The sequence below is a fragment of the Rhodococcus globerulus NBRC 14531 genome, assembly GCF_001894805.1.
GTDB lineage: Bacteria > Actinomycetota > Actinomycetes > Mycobacteriales > Mycobacteriaceae > Rhodococcus_F > Rhodococcus_F globerula.
In genome coordinates, this window is sequence record NZ_BCWX01000002.1 from 1,375,104 (window position 1) to 1,390,714 (window position 15,611).

Annotated in this window: 15 protein-coding genes and 2 tRNA genes; 14 read left to right on the forward strand and 3 right to left on the reverse strand. The window is 63.0% G+C overall.

Annotated elements, in window-relative coordinates:
* The first annotated feature begins 91 nt into the window (after nt 1-91).
* From RG2_RS14860 to RG2_RS14875, 4 genes are read left to right on the forward strand one after another with little or no spacing between them, the layout of a single operon-like run.
* Entirely contained in the window at nt 92-775 is a 684-nt protein-coding gene (locus tag RG2_RS14860) for a biliverdin-producing heme oxygenase (protein WP_033231927.1), read from the forward strand.
* Nucleotides 772-1,782 (forward strand): heme/hemin ABC transporter substrate-binding protein, encoded by a 1,011-nt coding sequence (locus RG2_RS14865; RefSeq protein WP_033231926.1) that lies wholly within the window; start codon nt 772-774, stop codon nt 1,780-1,782. The genes RG2_RS14860 and RG2_RS14865 overlap by 4 nt, the downstream gene beginning before the upstream one ends.
* The gene (locus RG2_RS14870; protein WP_033231925.1) at nt 1,779-2,864 is read left to right on the forward strand and encodes a FecCD family ABC transporter permease; all 1,086 of its coding nucleotides are present in this window, start codon (nt 1,779-1,781) and stop codon (nt 2,862-2,864) included. Before RG2_RS14865 ends, RG2_RS14870 begins: the two co-directional genes overlap by 4 nt.
* Nucleotides 2,861-3,754 (forward strand): heme ABC transporter ATP-binding protein, encoded by an 894-nt coding sequence (locus RG2_RS14875; protein ID WP_051730311.1) that lies wholly within the window; start codon nt 2,861-2,863, stop codon nt 3,752-3,754. Before RG2_RS14870 ends, RG2_RS14875 begins: the two co-directional genes overlap by 4 nt.
* On the opposite strand, the gene RG2_RS14880 is transcribed toward RG2_RS14875, so the two are convergent.
* Complete coding sequence (locus RG2_RS14880) at nt 3,735-4,136, reverse strand: hypothetical protein (RefSeq protein ID WP_033232184.1); 402 nt, start codon at nt 4,134-4,136, stop codon at nt 3,735-3,737. The genes RG2_RS14875 and RG2_RS14880 overlap by 20 nt on opposite strands.
* 187 nt (nt 4,137-4,323) lie before the next feature.
* On the opposite strand from RG2_RS14880, the gene RG2_RS14885 reads away from it, so the two are divergent.
* From RG2_RS14885 to RG2_RS14895, 3 genes are read left to right on the forward strand one after another with little or no spacing between them, the layout of a single operon-like run.
* Nucleotides 4,324-5,349 (forward strand): NHL repeat-containing protein, encoded by a 1,026-nt coding sequence (locus RG2_RS14885; protein ID WP_033231924.1) that lies wholly within the window; start codon nt 4,324-4,326, stop codon nt 5,347-5,349.
* 2 nt (nt 5,350-5,351) lie between these two features.
* Nucleotides 5,352-5,621 (forward strand): DUF5703 family protein, encoded by a 270-nt coding sequence (locus RG2_RS14890; protein ID WP_033231923.1) that lies wholly within the window; start codon nt 5,352-5,354, stop codon nt 5,619-5,621.
* Between the two features lie 44 nt (nt 5,622-5,665).
* Nucleotides 5,666-6,736, forward strand: a complete 1,071-nt coding sequence (locus RG2_RS14895) for a quinone-dependent dihydroorotate dehydrogenase (protein ID WP_033231922.1) — start codon at nt 5,666-5,668, stop codon at nt 6,734-6,736.
* A gap of 51 nt (nt 6,737-6,787) precedes the next feature.
* On the opposite strand, the gene RG2_RS14900 is transcribed toward RG2_RS14895, so the two are convergent.
* Together RG2_RS14900 and RG2_RS14905 are read right to left on the reverse strand one after the other, a co-directional pair.
* A complete protein-coding gene (locus RG2_RS14900; protein WP_033231921.1) occupies nt 6,788-7,324 on the reverse strand; it encodes a YbhB/YbcL family Raf kinase inhibitor-like protein in 537 nt (178 codons plus the stop codon).
* 43 nt (nt 7,325-7,367) lie between these two features.
* Nucleotides 7,368-8,720, reverse strand: coding sequence for a M20/M25/M40 family metallo-hydrolase (locus tag RG2_RS14905; RefSeq protein ID WP_033231920.1), 1,353 nt, complete (start codon nt 8,718-8,720; stop codon nt 7,368-7,370).
* A 117-nt stretch (nt 8,721-8,837) separates the two neighbouring features.
* Here RG2_RS14905 and RG2_RS14910 point away from each other — a divergent pair.
* From RG2_RS14910 to RG2_RS14940, 7 genes are all read left to right on the forward strand, one after another.
* Nucleotides 8,838-8,923: transfer RNA gene (locus RG2_RS14910), tRNA-Leu, on the forward strand.
* A 105-nt stretch (nt 8,924-9,028) separates the two neighbouring features.
* Complete coding sequence (locus tag RG2_RS14915; protein ID WP_072782541.1) at nt 9,029-9,550, forward strand: Rv2253 family sensor-like surface protein; 522 nt, start codon at nt 9,029-9,031, stop codon at nt 9,548-9,550.
* 97 nt (nt 9,551-9,647) lie between these two features.
* Nucleotides 9,648-9,733: transfer RNA gene (locus RG2_RS14920), tRNA-Leu, on the forward strand.
* A 181-nt stretch (nt 9,734-9,914) separates the two neighbouring features.
* Nucleotides 9,915-11,357, forward strand: coding sequence for an SDR family NAD(P)-dependent oxidoreductase (locus RG2_RS14925; protein WP_033232183.1), 1,443 nt, complete (start codon nt 9,915-9,917; stop codon nt 11,355-11,357).
* 144 nt (nt 11,358-11,501) lie between these two features.
* Nucleotides 11,502-11,915 (forward strand): universal stress protein, encoded by a 414-nt coding sequence (locus RG2_RS14930; protein ID WP_033232182.1) that lies wholly within the window; start codon nt 11,502-11,504, stop codon nt 11,913-11,915.
* A gap of 44 nt (nt 11,916-11,959) precedes the next feature.
* A complete protein-coding gene (locus RG2_RS14935) occupies nt 11,960-13,252 on the forward strand; it encodes a saccharopine dehydrogenase family protein (RefSeq protein WP_033231919.1) in 1,293 nt (430 codons plus the stop codon).
* Between the two features lie 106 nt (nt 13,253-13,358).
* Nucleotides 13,359-15,542, forward strand: a complete 2,184-nt coding sequence (locus RG2_RS14940) for a malate synthase G (RefSeq protein ID WP_033231918.1) — start codon at nt 13,359-13,361, stop codon at nt 15,540-15,542.
* Nucleotides 15,543-15,611 lie beyond the last annotated feature (69 nt).

Sequence of the window (15,611 nt, forward strand, 5' to 3'; positions counted from 1 at the left end):
GCGGTCTCACTCGACGAAATACCCGAATTACCCATTTAGCGAGGGCAGGCTAACCTAGTAGATAACACGTTCCTTAGCTAGAGGAGAACCTATGACCACGCTTGACGTAGACCACAGTCCCGCCGACGCGTCGGCCTTCTCCGAACGCATCAAGGCGGAGACCGATGCAGCGCACCGCGAAACCGAGCAGTCACGGTTTGTCGGCGCTCTCCTCGGCGGCGAACTGACCACCGCCGGATACGCGGCGCTACTGGGACAGACGTACCTGGTCTACACAAGCCTCGAAGAAGCCGGCCGTGCACACGCGGACAACGCGCTGGTCAACCCGTTCCTCTCCGACGATCTTCTCCGCGTCGCGGCGCTCGAAGCCGATCTCGAGTTCCTGAGCGGACCGAACTGGCGTGAGAGCCTGGAGGCCCTGCCGGCAACGCAGCGTTACGTGGCGCGTTTGCAGGAAGTTGCCTTCGACTCGCCGGCCGACTTCGTCGCGCACCACTACCTCCGGTACATGGGCGACCTGTCCGGCGGCCAGATCATCCGCCGCATGCTCGAGCGTGCGTACGGTTTCGAGACCGACGGCCTGCGTTTCTACATCTTCGACGGCATCCCCAAGCCCAAGCCGTTCAAGGACACGTACCGCGCAAATCTCGACGCGCTCTCGATTTCTCCCGAAGACCAGCAGAAGTTCATCGACGAGGTCAACCTGGCCTACCGCCTCAACGGTGATCTGTTTGCCGACCTCGAGGGCAACATCGAGAGCTACCTCGTCAAATGAGCAAGCGGTGGGCCGCTGCCGCACTGGTTGCGGTTGCCGGTTTCGGATTGGTCGCATGTGGGTCGGCGGAAAACGACGGGGACGGCTCGACGCAGGCCCGCACGGCGGTACTCGAGGATTCCAGCCCCACACCGGTAAGTGAAAATCCGGTCGCCGCGTTGCCCACCACAGTCACCGGCTTCGACGGCGTCCCCGTCACGATCACGGACAACAGTCGAATCATCGCTGCCGACAGGTACGGAACCTTTGCCGCAACCACGGTCGCACTCGGACTCGGGGACAACCTGGTCGGGCGTGACACGTCCGCCAAGTTCCCGGCTGTCGAAGACGTACCGGTAGTGACCGTAGGTGGTTCGTCGCTCAGCGCCGAAGCGATCCTCGATCTCAACCCGACCGTCGTTCTCACCGATACCAGCATCGGCCCACAGAGTGTGCAGGACCAACTGCGGGCAGCCGGGATTCCGGTCGTCTTCTTCGATCCCACCCGCACCCTCGAAGGTGTCCCGGCACAAATCCAGGCAGTCGCCGACGCCCTCGGTGTACCGGAACAGGGCAAGGCCTTGGTCAACCGGACCGAAGGCGAAATCGCCGCTGCGCGCGACCTGGTCCCCGATGACAGAGATCCCCTGAAGATCGCGTTCCTCTACCTCCGCGGATCGGCGATCACCATGATCGGCGGTGACGGATCCGGAGCCGATTCACTCATCGAAGCACTCGGCGCCGTCGACGCCGGAACAGCGTCGGCCATCACGCAGAAATTTGCTCCCATCACCAGCGAAGCACTCATCGCGGCAGCGCCCGACGCGTTCTTGATGATGACCGACGGTCTCGCGTCCATCGGCGGGATCGACGGTCTCGAGAAGATCCCGGGCATCGCCCAGACCCCGGCCGGAAAGAACCAGCGGGTCGTCGACATGGAAGACGGCGTGCTGCTCAGCTTCGGCCCCAACACCGGGCGAGTGATGCAATCGCTCGCCGAAGCAATCTACGGACCCGCTGATTCGTGAGTACAGAAACAGATAAAGCAGTCGAGAAATCGGCACCACGACCGACATCGCGCTCACGGGTGAGCGGGGTGTTGATCGGGCTCACAGTCGCTTTGGTTATCGTCGCCGTGCTCTCCGCGTGTATCGGTCAGGTGCCGACCTCGCCGCTCGAGGTACTCGGCAGCATCATGCACCGCATCGGTCTGGACATCGGCCCGATGCCCGCCCACCCCAGCGGTGAAGTCACGCTCTGGGAAGTGCGCTTCCCTCGCGTCGTTCTGGCTATTTGCGTCGGCGCAGCTCTCGGATGTTCCGGCGCCCTGCTTCAAGGCGTCTTTGCCAATCCATTGGCCGAGCCGGGTGTGATCGGCGTGTCCTCCGGCGCAGCGGTAGGCGCCAGCGCGGTCATCGTGGTCGGCGGCAATTTCGTCGCAGGCTGGGCCATTGCAGCCGCAGCGTTTGTCTGCGGACTCCTGACCACGGCAATCGTCTACCTGTTCGCGCGCCACGAAGGCCGGACCGAAGTGGTCACCCTGGTCCTGACCGGTGTGGCGGTCAACGCGTTTGCCGGCGGACTCATCGCCTTCTTCACCTTCATCGCCAGCCCGTCGGCACGCGATCAGATCGTGTTCTGGCAACTCGGCAGCCTCAACGGCGCCACGTGGAATTCGGTCTTGGTGGTCGCACCGATGACCGTTGTCGGAATCGCCGCGACTATGGCGATCGCATCGCGTCTCGATCTCCTCGCCCTCGGCGAACATGCCGCCAGGCACCTGGGCGTCAACGTCGAACGGCTGCGGCAGCTGGCGGTCTTGATCGTCGCCCTACTGGTGTCGGCGAGCGTTGCCTTCACCGGCATCATCCTGTTTGTCGGACTGGTTGTCCCCCACCTCATGCGCATCGTCGTCGGTCCAGGTCACCGCGCGCTCATCCCGGCAAGCGCACTGACCGGCGCGTTGGTTCTCCTACTTGCCGACCTCGGATCACGGTCCCTGATCGACAACGCCGACCTTCCGCTCGGCATGCTCACGGCACTGGTCGGCGGACCCTTCTTCTTCTGGCTCCTCCGACGCACCCGTTCACAACAAGGTGGGTGGGCATGAGCAGCATCGCCCGGAACTGGCGCGAACTGTTCGGACGAACGTCACCCGAACCGTCGAGTCCGCAGAGCGGTGACATCACGCTGCAAGCGCGGGACATCACTGTCGAGCGCGGTGGCAGGAACATCCTCGAAGGCGTCAGCGTCGACGTTCGCGCCGGCGAGGTAGTTGTTCTCGTGGGCCCGAACGGCGCAGGCAAGTCGACGCTCCTCGCGGCACTGTCGGGCGATCAGCCCGTCGTCGCCGGCCGCGTCGACGTCGATGGAACCGACCTGAATCACTGGACACCCTTGGACATGGCCAGGCGACGCGCCGTACTCCCCCAGAAACACACCATTGGCTTCTCGTTCACCGCTGCGCAGGTTGTCACGATGGGCAGGGCGCCGTGGGCCGGCACCGCCCGCGAGGAACGCGACGGCGACGCCATCGCGGCGGCAATGAAAACCTGTGACGTCGAAGCGTTTGCCCATCGGCCGTTTGCGGCGCTGTCCGGCGGCGAACAGGCGAGGGTTGCACTCGCCCGCGTTCTGGCGCAGGAAACGTCGACGGTTCTGCTCGACGAGCCCACGGCCGCACTTGATCTCGGGCATCAGGAAGCCGTCATGTCCGTTGCACGCAGCCGCGCGGCCGACGGTGACGCCGTCGTTGTCGTTCTCCACGATCTGGCGTTGGCCGCCGCCTACGCGGACCGGATAGTCGTCCTCGAGAACGGCCGCATTGCCGCCGACGGTCCACCTGCGTCGGTTCTACGTGAAGATCTGCTCACCCGCGTCTACGGCTATCCCGTCGAAGTGTTCGCCCACCCACGGAGCGGCGCGACGCTGGTGATCCCGCGGCGCGATTCCCGCAGCGCGCAGCATCAGCAAGCCGGCGTCAACGAACGGAATCGATGATCGAACCGAGCCGATCGAGCACTCCGCGCAACGTGGTCACACCGGAACCACGAGCCGGAGAATGTGACGAATCCGACTCAGCAGAATGTACTGCGTCACGCACCACAGCAGAAATGCTGCGTTCATCGGTCAGGTCGATATCGGTCACCGAACGATTAGCCGTGGCAATCACGTCGTCAGAACTCGGCACGGTGCGCTCGCAATAATCGCGATACACCTCGACGTACAGCACACTCTTGCGGACACGAAACGCAAAAGTTCTCCCCTCCGACCTGCCGAAACCGTGGGCATATGGTCCTACCGAAATATCTTCGATCTCGAAATCGCCGAAAGATCCGCCGGGTCGTTCCGCAGCGGATTCGGTGGGTTCGACAGGAATCACAGTGATCTCCTCGAGGATTACCGCGTGGGCGGAAATCCGTATTTGTACGGTATCGCGTGCGAACAGCAGACGGAATGACCGTTGCACTTCGATGCAATGAAAACCGATTCGCAGCGATCAGGGATGATCGAGTGCAGGCGCGTTCCGCTGAAACACCGTCTCGAGTAGAAAACGAGGATTCAACACCATGACTCGCATTGGGCTCCGCACCACCACAGCAGCGATGGGGGCGGCGTTGATGCTGGTGACAGGATGTTCTTCCGAAAGCGACGGCACCAAGCTCCAGACAATTGATCCGGCCACCGCCGTCGTATCGCCTGCCACGACAAGTTCTCTGGACGGCGTCGTTCATCCGTATTCGGGTCGGATCGATTCCATCACATTTGATCCGGTTACGCGCAACGTACTTCTCGTATCGCAGGATCCGCCCGCCGTTCGGATCGTCGCGGCCGACGAGGTCGAGTCCGCAGGCCCGGCTGCGGCCGGTCGCGACATCAGCATCGACGGCAACATCCGAGACGTGTCGATCGCGTCCGACGGAAACGCACTGCTGTCCATGGACAACCAGGTTGTGAAGCTGAATCTGACGTCCGGCGAACAGACGTCCTTCGCCTCCCCCGACCCGGCCAACTCCGCTGTCGAGTTGCCCGACGGCCGCATCGCGATCGGAACCGAGCGAGGCACAGTTCACGTTGTCGATCCGAGTTCTGATAAGTCACAAACTATTTCAGGCCTTGCATCGGTCGACGAACTTGCCGTCACCGGCGACAACCTGAGCGCCCTCGATCATCGTCAGACCTCACTGACGGACATCAACCTCGACGAAGACCGACTCGGCGCAGCCCTGCGCGCCGGAGAAGGTGCGACGCACCTCGTGACCGACCATTTCGGTCGCATTCTCGTCACCGACACCACCGGCGACGAACTGCTGGTCTTCACCGCCGATTCCCTCATCCTGCGCCAGCGATTCCCGGTCGGCGATTCGCCGTACGCAGTGGCATACGACGAGACCGCCGATCGTGTGTGGGTGAGCTTGACCGGGACCAACGAAGTTGTCGGACTCGACCTCTCGTCGGGCATCCCGGTCGAAACGAACCGATTCAACACCGTTCGTCAGCCCAACTCTCTCGCGGTCGATTCGAGCACCGGAACTCTCGTCGTCGGTTCCGCAACCGGGGACGGCGTGCAGGTCATCCCCACTCGGAACGGCTGACGATGCAGCGGCACAACGGTGGATCGCCACATCTGCGACGCACTCCGTCACCACAGTGGGACATGTCCGACGATGTGTTCGACTATCTGCCGCTGCAACTTCCGCCCCACGTCTCACGAGTGACGGCGTCGATGCGCCTGGCAATTTCCGCGGAGTTCGGCGGTTGGGAACTCTCGCAGGTGCGGCTCTATCCCGACGGCAGCCGTCGGGTCCTTCTGCGGCGCAAGAAGACACCGTTGCACGTGGACAACCCGGACGGCATTGCTCACTGAGCCGCCCGTTTCATCGAAGATCTCACCAGACAAGCAGGAGAATCGTGTACCAACTGCTCTTGAGCCTGATGTTTCGGCTACCCCCGGAGCGCATCCACCACCTGGCCTTCACCGCGATGAAACTGGTGACTCGGTTTGCACCGATCCGGTGGCTCGTGGCGAAGGTTCTTGTTCTCGACGATCCGGTACTACGTAGTCAGGCATTCGGACTGACATTTCCCGCCCCACTCGGTTTGGCCGCGGGCTTCGACAAGGATGCAACCGGCGTCGACGCCTGGGGTCCGCTCGGTTTCGGATTCGCTGAAATCGGCACCGTCACCGCTCAGGCTCAGCCCGGCAATCCGCAGCCACGACTGTTCCGACTGCCTGCCGACCGTGCACTGATCAACCGGATGGGATTCAACAATCACGGCGCCGGACATGCCGCGAACTTCCTCCGTCAGCGCCGAGTCACTGTGCCGATCGGCGCGAACATCGGCAAGACCAAGATCGTCGACGCCGCGGACGCGCCCGCCGATTACACCGCCAGCGCCCAATTGCTCGGGCCGCTCGCCGATTTCATGGTCGTCAATGTCAGCTCACCGAACACCCCCGGGTTGCGTGACCTGCAAGCCGTCGAGTCGCTGCGCCCGCTCCTGCAGGCCGTACTCGATACGGTCCATATCCCGGTGCTGGTGAAGATCGCGCCTGATCTGTCCGACGAGGACGTCGACGCCGTCGCCGACCTGGCGATCGAACTCGGGTTGGCCGGCATCGTGGCCACGAACACCACAATTCGCCGTGACGGTTTGAAAACCCCGGACGCGGAGGTAGCCGCGATCGGCGCCGGTGGACTCTCGGGCGCTCCCGTCGCGGACCGTTCACTCGAGGTACTTCGCCGGCTGTACGCGCGGGTTGGCGACAAGCTCACCATCATCTCTGTCGGCGGTATCGAAACAGCTGATCAGGCGTGGGAGCGGATTCTTGCAGGTGCAACCTTGGTGCAGGGCTACACCGGCTTCATCTACGGCGGCCCGTTCTGGGCGCGCAGCATTCACAAGGGAATCGCGAAGCGTGTCCGCGCGGCTGGTTTCTCGTCGATCAGCCAGGCCGTCGGGGCGGAAAACCCCCGCTGAACGCTGTGCGCCTTTGTTAACCGCGGGCGGTTAACAAAGGCGCACAGTGCGTTATGCGACCTCGAACGTCCCGGTCAGCGTTGCACGCGCAATTGCGTGCTGGAACACGTTGAACCCGAGGAATGCCGGCGAGGAATCAGCCGTGACTCCGTCGAGCTTGTCCACGTCGAGCGCGTGTACCGCGACGATGTAGCGATGCGGGCCGTGCCCGGGAGGCGGGCCTGCACCGATGAAACCGAATCCGCCGCCGTCGTGGCGCAGAGTCACGGTTCCCGCGGGAAGGTCAGTGCTGTCCGCACTGCCGATACCGGCAGGCAGTGCGGTGACCGAAGCGGGAATGTTCGCTACGGCCCAATGCCAGAATCCCGACGCCGTCGGAGCATCCGGATCGAACACGGTGACCACAAAGCTCTTCGTCTCAGCGGGGAAACCCGACCAGGAGAGCTGCGGCGAGATGTCCTGCCCACCGGGGACGCCGAAAGCGCCACTCGCCTGCGCAAGTTTCAGCGGCTCACCGGCCGTGATGTCTTCACTGGTCAGCTCGAAGCTCGGGAGCTTCGGCAATGGTTCGTACGGATCGTAAGCCATGCGAATCCTCTCTGTTTCTTGTACTCGGTGACTGTCCACGCGTTCAGGAATTGCGGAGAAAATGTTCCAGCACGCGTGTTCCGAACAGTAGTGCGTCCACCGGCACCCGCTCGTCGACGCCGTGGAACAGCGCGGTGAAATCGAGTTCCGGCGGCAACTGCAGCGGCGCAAACCCGAAGCACCGAATCCCGAGCTTCGCGAAGGCCTTTGCGTCGGTGCCCGCGGAGAGCATGTAAGGCACGGTGCGCGCGCCTGGGTCATGGGCCAGGATTGCGTCGTTCATCGCGTCGACAAGATGACCGTCGAACGTTGTCTCGTACGAGTCGAGTTTCGTGATCCACTCTCGGGTGACGTCGGGTCCGATCAGGGCGTCGACGGTGCGCTCGAACTCGGCTTGACGGCCGGGAAGCACACGGCAGTCGAAGACAGCCTCGGCTGTCTGAGGAATGACATTCGCCTTGTAACCGGCTTTGAGCATGGTCGGATTGGCGGTGTCGCGGAACGTTGCACCGATGATGTTGGAGATGCTCCCCAGCTTCGCGAGTGTCCCGTCGATGTCCGGTGACGTCGGGCCGAAGTCGAGCCCGGTTTCCTCGCCGACCGCGGTCAGGAACTCCGCGACCGAATCGGAGATCACGATCGGGAATTCATGCGCGCTCAGGCGGGCCACCGCACCGGCCAACGTTGCCACTGCGTTGTCGTCGTGCAGGAAGGAGCCGTGTCCGGCTCGGCCTTTTGCGGTGAGCCGCATCCAGCCAAGTCCCTTTTCCGCGGTCTCCACGACATACAGCCGACGGTCGGTTCCGTCCGGACGCGGAACGGTCAGCGAGAATCCGCCCACTTCACCGACTGCTTCAGTGACGCCCTCGAACAGATCCGGACGGTGCTCCACAAGCCACTGGCAGCCGTACTTGCCGCCTGCCTCTTCATCGGCAACAAAGGCAAACACAAGATCACGCGGCGGCACTGTTCCCTCTGCCTTGAACTGCCGCGCCAGGGCCAGGATCATCCCGACCATGTCCTTCATGTCGACGGCGCCACGTCCCCAGATGTAACCGTCCTGCACGGTGCCGGAGAAGGGGTGAACACTCCAGTCGGCGGGCTCGGCCGGGACGACGTCCAAGTGCCCGTGCAGCATGAGAGCCCCACGGCCGGACTCGGCGCCTTTCAACCGGGCAAACACATTGCCGCGTCCGGGCGCGCCGGATTCGACGTACTCGGTCTCGTATCCCACTTCCTGAAGTTGGGCGGCGACCCATTCCGCGCACGCCCGTTCACCCTTGGTTGTTTCGAGTTCTCCCGTATTGGATGTGTCGAACCGGATCAGTGAGCTGACAAGTTCGACAACTTCGCTTTCAGCGCGAGAAGGACCTGAGTTATTCGGCGATAAGGACATGTCACTTTCCTACCACCGAAACACCCGCCGCGGCGGCATGGACGTGGTCCGACCTGGCGATTTGGGCAACCTCACCGAATCGGATACTCTTTCCCAGCACCGAGAAATCGGGGCCGAGTCCGAGTGGCGGAATGGCAGACGCGCTAGCTTGAGGTGCTAGTGTCCTATTAACGGACGTGGGGGTTCAAGTCCCCCCTCGGACACTCGAATAAACAACCAATGACTCCAGCTGATGAAGCTGGGGTCATTTTTTGTTCACTATGTACCGAATGCCGGAAATCCGGACATTCCGTGTGCTTGACTCGTTTATGCGCAAATCACTGCTGGTCGCAGCGTTGCTCGGTACGTCCGTGATTGTCACGGCAATGCCGGCGGGAGCCGCTACGCAGACCTGGGACGGTGACTACTCGGTCAAGCGGTTCGCAGCCTCGAAAACGGGCACCAGTCTCGCGGCGAGTCAGTGGGAACCGGACTTCTCTGATATCTACACTTTCGAAACCGATTGCTCCGCCGAACCCTGTGTCGCCACCGTGATCGCCGGGCCGGCGCCGGCTAATCCGACTTTGCCTCAGCCTGCGCAATACACGTGGGACGGCACCAGTTGGGTTCATCCGTACGACTGGGAATGGGACTGCTATCAGGGTGAGGGTGTACCCAAAGTGATGGCGCCGGCTCATTCCTTGGCCTATTACACGCCACAGCCAGACGGCACCCTGGTCGGTTCGTGGCGCACCGACATCTACGGCGGCCCCTGCGACGGTTCGGTGATCATGGACGTCGCGGCCTACCCCGTCGCTCCGAATCCGGGACCATTCGGCAGCGGCAGCTGACACGTCTGAACAGGACAAACGTCCACACCGCCGACGCGATTTGGGAGAGCGGGACAGCATCGGATACTCTTTCCCAGCACCGAGAAATCGGGGCCGAGTCCGAGTGGCGGAATGGCAGACGCGCTAGCTTGAGGTGCTAGTGTCCTATTAACGGACGTGGGGGTTCAAGTCCCCCCTCGGACACTCTGTGTTGAGACAGACAGGAAAAGCTCCGGTTCATTGAACCGGAGCTTTTCTCGTAAAAGGCCAAGTTCCCACACCGGGAACAGACCGCGCGAGCGGCGATCGAGATGGAACAGAAGTTCACGTGGATACAGACACACGGCAGTTCGACGTAACGGATACAGAATCTGCGGGAGCAGAACTGGCCGGACTCGACCCCGCAGAACTCGAAATCTGCTTGAAGGTTCTGCGCGAAGCAGCCGAACTCGACGACGAGCATCCCGACTCGATCATCATGCAGCGTGCCGTCGGCCACCTGTTCAAACGACTCAAGAAGAAGCGTCGCCTCGCCTCGCGTGCGGCGGTCAACGACGCCGACCGCAGTGTCGTCGCCGCAACGGCGACGGGATCACCGGATCGAATCGACGACGAAACCGCCGGCATACCCATCACGTCCAACACTGCCGGGGCAATCGCGGGCACCCTTATCAAGGCGCGTCCCTGCTACATCTGCAAGCAGCGCTACACCCAGGTCGACGCGTTCTATCACCAGTTGTGCCCGGACTGCGCCGCAACTTCCCGCGCCAAGCGTGACGCCAGCACAGACCTGACCGGACGCCGCGCACTCCTGACCGGTGGCCGCGCCAAGATCGGCATGTACATCGCGCTTCGCCTCCTGCGCGACGGCGCCCACCTGACGATCACCACGCGATTCCCCAACGACGCGATCCGGCGCTTCAAAGCGATGGAAGACAGCGCCGACTGGATTCATCGCCTTCGCATCGTCGGCATCGACCTCCGCGACCCTGCGCAGGTAGTCGCCCTTGCCGATTCCGTTGCAGCACAAGGCCCTCTCGACATCCTGATCAACAACGCCGCCCAGACCGTGCGCCGCTCCCCCGGCGCGTACGGCGCTCTGGTCGACGCCGAATCCGGCGCACTGCCGGCGGGCGAACTCCCCGATGTCGTGACCTTCGGCAAAACCAGCGACGCGCATCCCGCAGCGCTCGCAGGCTCACTGTCCGACGTCGCAGCCATCACGTCCGGAAATCTCTCCGCCGACGCCGTCAGCTCGCTCGCGCTGGTCGCGAAATCCGCGTCACCCGATCGCATCGAGCAGGGCATCGCCATCGATGCCGGCGGACTCCTCCCCGACCTCGCACACACCAACAGCTGGGTTCAGACCGTCGAGGAAGTTGATCCGATCGAGCTTCTCGAAGTGCAACTCTGCAATTCGGTTGCTCCGTTCATTCTGGTCTCGCGCCTGCGCCCGTCGATGGCGGCAGCAGCAGCGCGTCGTAAGTACGTCGTGAACGTCTCCGCGATGGAAGGCCAGTTCAGCCGCGCGTACAAGGGTCCTGGTCACCCGCACACCAACATGGCGAAAGCAGCACTGAACATGCTCACTCGCACCAGCTCCAAGGAAATGCTCGAGGACGGCATCCTCATGACTGCCGTCGACACCGGGTGGATCACCGACGAGCGCCCCCACTTCACCAAGATGCGCCTCGCCGACGAGGGTTTCCACGCTCCGCTCGACCTTGTCGACGGCGCCGCCCGCGTGTACGACCCCATCGTTCAGGGCGAACTGGGCGTCGACATCCATGGCTGCTTCCTCAAGGACTACAAGCCCTCACCCTGGTGAGAGAGGTGACCGCACACACCTCACCGTCTCGATGTGGCGATCTCGACACCCCATATACGCCGTGTCGAGTACCGCATTTGAGGTAGCGCTCGGCAATACCGCGCGATAATGGACCCCGACACTGCCCACCGCCTCGGAGGAACCATGACGATTGCCGTCGTACACAAGGACAGCCCGGAGGGCCGCGCGGCAATTGTCCACGGAGCACGAGAATCCGTGAATCGGCGCGAGCAACTTGTTGTCCTGCACGTACTCGACGACGTCAATGTCCCGGACACCGACGAAGACAGCGCGGCTTTACGCGGCGAGATCCAGTCTGCGCTGGACGCCGGCGGATTCGCTCAAACACCGTGGGAGCTCCGCACCACCGAACACGACGGCGATCCAGTGACCGCGCTGGTCGAGTTGGTCGATGCCGTCGAAGCCGATCTGTTGATCGTGGGAACGCGTCGTATGTCCCCGATCGGCAAGTTCCTACTCGAGCGCCCGCTGCAGCGGCTACTGCTCGAAGTCGAGGTCCCGATCCTCGTCGTGAAGGAACCTCTACCTGCGGAGTGAGCTCACTCACACGCATTCGGGTCCCGCATTTGTAGGCTGACTACATGACCGGACCCGTGAGTGACCGCAATATCGACAGTCGACCCGAGCGCGAACTCGACATCATCGTCTACGGAGCTACCGGCTTCGTCGGCAAACTCCTTGCCGAATACCTCGTTCAGCATGCACCCGCCGGAACGAAGATCGGCCTCGGCGGGCGTTCCCTCGAGAAGCTGACCGCCGTGCGGGCCGGATTGGGTGCTGCGGCAGCCGAACTCCCCCTCGTTGTCGCCGACGCCGATGATTCGACCGCCTTGAAGGCGCTTGCCGAACGAACGCACGTCGTAGCTACGACGGTCGGTCCGTATGCCAAGTACGGCCATCAGTTGGTTCACGAATGCGCCGCCGCGGGAACCCATTACGTCGACCTCACCGGTGAGGTTCTCTTCCACCGCGAGAGCATCGACGCCAATCACGAACTTGCCGTGTCGACAGGTGCCCGCATCGTCCATTCGTGCGGCTTCGATTCCGTCCCTTCCGATCTTGGGGTCCATGTTCTTCACAAGCTGATCGAAGCGGACGGCGCCGGGGAGTTGACGGACACCACGCTGGTGGTCACGTCACTGCGCGGCGGCGTCAGCGGCGGGACCATCGATTCACTCCGCACGCAGATCGACGTGTCGAAACACGATGCACGGTTGCGGAAACTCGCGGCCTCGCCTTACTCGCTGAGCCCCGATCGCGCCAGCGAACCCGATCTGGGAAAGCAGAGTGACGCCACGGTGGTCGACGGCCGAAAGATCGATCCGTCGCTGCACGGCTGGAAGGCGCCCTTCTTCATGGCGTCCTACAACACCCGAGTCGTGCGACGCAGCAATGCCCTTCGCGAGTGGGCCTACGGCCGAAAGTTCAAGTACACCGAGGTGATGAACGTCGGTTCGTCTGTGGTCTCACCGGTGATCGCCGGCGGCGTTGCCGTGGGACTCGGCGCCTTGATCGCAGGCCTCGCACTGCCGCCGACGCGTTTCCTCCTCGACAAGGTTCTGCCGTCCCCGGGCGAGGGACCAAGCGAGGACACTCAGAGCAAAGGCCACTTCACCCTCGACGTATTCACGGTGACCACAACGGGCGCGCGCTACACCTCGCGTGTCCGGGCCAAAGGCGACCCGGGATATAGTGCTACCGCAGTGATGCTCGGCGAATCAGCGCTGAGTCTTGCTGTCAGTAACGCAGAATTGCCCGATAACGCAGCATTACCCAACGCTGCAGGCGTCCTCACCCCGGCCACAGCCTTGGGGGATGTCCTGGTCGAACGTCTGCGTCGTAGCGGTTTCGAGATCTCCGCAGGCCGGTTGTGATGTATCCATCGAGGCTCTGTCCACCTGCGAGATACTCACGAGTAACATTGATTGTGGTTCATGGCACCCGTCGTGGTGCTCCGATTTCGGAAAAGTGAGGCTATTCATGACTGAGCGCGTTCAGGTCGGCAGTCTGCAGGTTGCCAAGGTTCTCTACGACTTCGTGGTCGAGGAGGCTCTGCCAGGCACCGGTGTAGATGCCGAGACCTTCTGGGCCGGCGCTGACAAGGTCATCACCGAGCTCGCGCCGAAGAACCGCGCCCTGCTTGCCAAGCGCGACGATCTGCAGGCGCAGATCGATCAGTGGCATCGCAACCAGGCCGGCGCTCCCATCGACGCCGCCGCATACAAGGCGTTCCTGCAGGAAATCGGATATCTCCTGCCCACACCCGCCGAGTTCTCCGTGACGACCACCAACGTCGACACCGAGATCACCTCAACCGCGGGCCCGCAGTTGGTCGTCCCGATCCTCAATGCCCGCTTCGCGCTCAACGCCTCCAATGCTCGCTGGGGTTCGTTGTACGACGCGCTCTACGGCACCAACGCCATCTCCGAGGAGAACGGCGCCGAGAAGGGTTCGGGCTACAACAAGGTCCGCGGCGACAAGGTCATCGCCTGGGCTCGTGAATTCCTCGACGCGGCAGCACCTCTCGCGTCGGGATCGCACGCCGATTCGACCAAGTACTCGATCGACGGCAGTGAGCTGAAGGTCACCCTGGCGGATGGCACTGTCACGACGCTCGCCCAGCCGGAGAAGTTTGTCGGCTACCTCGGTGAGAAGGACGCGCCCACCAGCATTCTGCTGCGCAACAACGGACTGCACGCCGAGATCCAGATCGACGCGTCCTCCCCGATCGGCAGCACCGACGCGGCCGGCGTCAAGGACGTCGTTCTCGAATCCGCGGTCACCACGATCATGGACTTCGAGGATTCGGTCGCCGCTGTCGATGCCGACGACAAGGTCGTCGGTTACCGCAACTGGTTGGGCCTGAACCGCGGCGACCTGTCCGAGGAGATCAAGAAGGGCGCCAAGTCCTTCACCCGCACGCTCAACGGCGACCGTAAGTACACGGGGGTCGACGGCAGCGAACTCAGCCTGCACGGTCGTTCACTCCTGTTCGTCCGCAACGTCGGTCACCTCATGACCAACCCGGCGATCCTCGACGCCGACGGCAACGAGGTTCCCGAGGGCATTCTCGACGCGTTGATCACCAGCGCCTGTGCTGTCCACGGCTTGTCGATCAGCGACGCCAACGGCCCGCTCGACAACAGCCGCACCGGCTCGATCTACATCGTCAAGCCCAAGCAGCACGGTCCCGAGGAAGTTGCCTTCACCACCGAACTGTTCGGCCGTGTCGAGCAGGTCCTCGGTCTTCCGGCGAACACGCTCAAGGTCGGCATCATGGACGAAGAGCGTCGTACGACGGTCAACCTCGCTGCCTGCATCAAGGAAGCCGTCGACCGCGTTGTCTTCATCAACACCGGCTTCCTCGACCGCACCGGCGACGAGATCCACACCTCCATGGAAGCCGGCGCGATGGTGCGCAAGGCCGAGATGAAGAAGCAGAAGTGGATCGGCGCGTACGAGGACTGGAACGTCGACACCGGCCTGGCCTGCGGTCTGCAGGGCAAGGCTCAGATCGGCAAGGGCATGTGGGCCATGACCGAACTGATGGCGGACATGCTCGAGCAGAAGATCGGCCACCCCAAGGCCGGCGCCAACACCGCCTGGGTGCCTTCGCCCACCGGCGCCACCCTGCACGCGACGCACTACCACCGCGTCGACGTGTTCGCGGTTCAGGACGGCCTGAAGGGTAAGCCGCGCGCGAGCGTCGACGACATCCTGACCATTCCGCTCGCCCCCAGCACCGACTGGACGGACGCGGAGAAGAAGGAAGAACTCGACAACAACTGCCAGTCCATCCTCGGCTACGTCGTCCGGTGGATCGACGCGGGCGTCGGCTGCTCCAAGGTTCCCGACATCCACGATGTCGCCCTCATGGAGGACCGCGCAACGCTACGCATCTCGAGCCAGCTGCTCGCCAACTGGCTGCGTCACGGCATCGTCAGCGAGACCGATGTCGTGAGCGCACTCGAGCGCATGGCACCGGTTGTCGACCGCCAGAACGAGGGCGACGCGGAATACCGGAACATGGCACCCGATTTCGATTCCAACATCGCCTTCCAGGCCGCGAAGGAACTGATCCTCGAAGGCGCGAAGCAGCCCAGCGGATACACGGAGCCGATCCTGCATCGCCGCCGCCGCGAGTACAAGGCCGCCAACGCCTGATTCACCTCTCTCAACTCGAACAGCCTCGACGCCGCTCCCGGTGTCGAGGCTGTTCGCGTTGGCCCCGAA

Bases quoted from the DNA above. Each gene is read 5' to 3' on its own strand.
- RG2_RS14865 (WP_033231926.1), top strand. From the start codon at position 772: ATGAGCAAGCGGTGGGCCGCTGCCGCACTGGTTGCGGTTGCCGGTTTC.
- RG2_RS14890 (WP_033231923.1), top strand. From the start codon at position 5,352: ATGCAGCGGCACAACGGTGGATCGCCACATCTGCGACGCACTCCGTCA.
- RG2_RS14875 (WP_051730311.1), top strand. From the start codon at position 2,861: ATGAGCAGCATCGCCCGGAACTGGCGCGAACTGTTCGGACGAACGTCA.
- RG2_RS14930 (WP_033232182.1), top strand. From the start codon at position 11,502: ATGACGATTGCCGTCGTACACAAGGACAGCCCGGAGGGCCGCGCGGCA.
- RG2_RS14885 (WP_033231924.1), top strand. From the start codon at position 4,324: ATGACTCGCATTGGGCTCCGCACCACCACAGCAGCGATGGGGGCGGCG.
- RG2_RS14935 (WP_033231919.1), top strand. From the start codon at position 11,960: ATGACCGGACCCGTGAGTGACCGCAATATCGACAGTCGACCCGAGCGC.
- RG2_RS14915 (WP_072782541.1), top strand. From the start codon at position 9,029: ATGCGCAAATCACTGCTGGTCGCAGCGTTGCTCGGTACGTCCGTGATT.
- RG2_RS14940 (WP_033231918.1), top strand. From the start codon at position 13,359: ATGACTGAGCGCGTTCAGGTCGGCAGTCTGCAGGTTGCCAAGGTTCTC.
- RG2_RS14905 (WP_033231920.1), bottom strand. From the start codon at position 8,720: ATGTCCTTATCGCCGAATAACTCAGGTCCTTCTCGCGCTGAAAGCGAA.
- RG2_RS14900 (WP_033231921.1), bottom strand. From the start codon at position 7,324: ATGGCTTACGATCCGTACGAACCATTGCCGAAGCTCCCGAGCTTCGAG.
- RG2_RS14860 (WP_033231927.1), top strand. From the start codon at position 92: ATGACCACGCTTGACGTAGACCACAGTCCCGCCGACGCGTCGGCCTTC.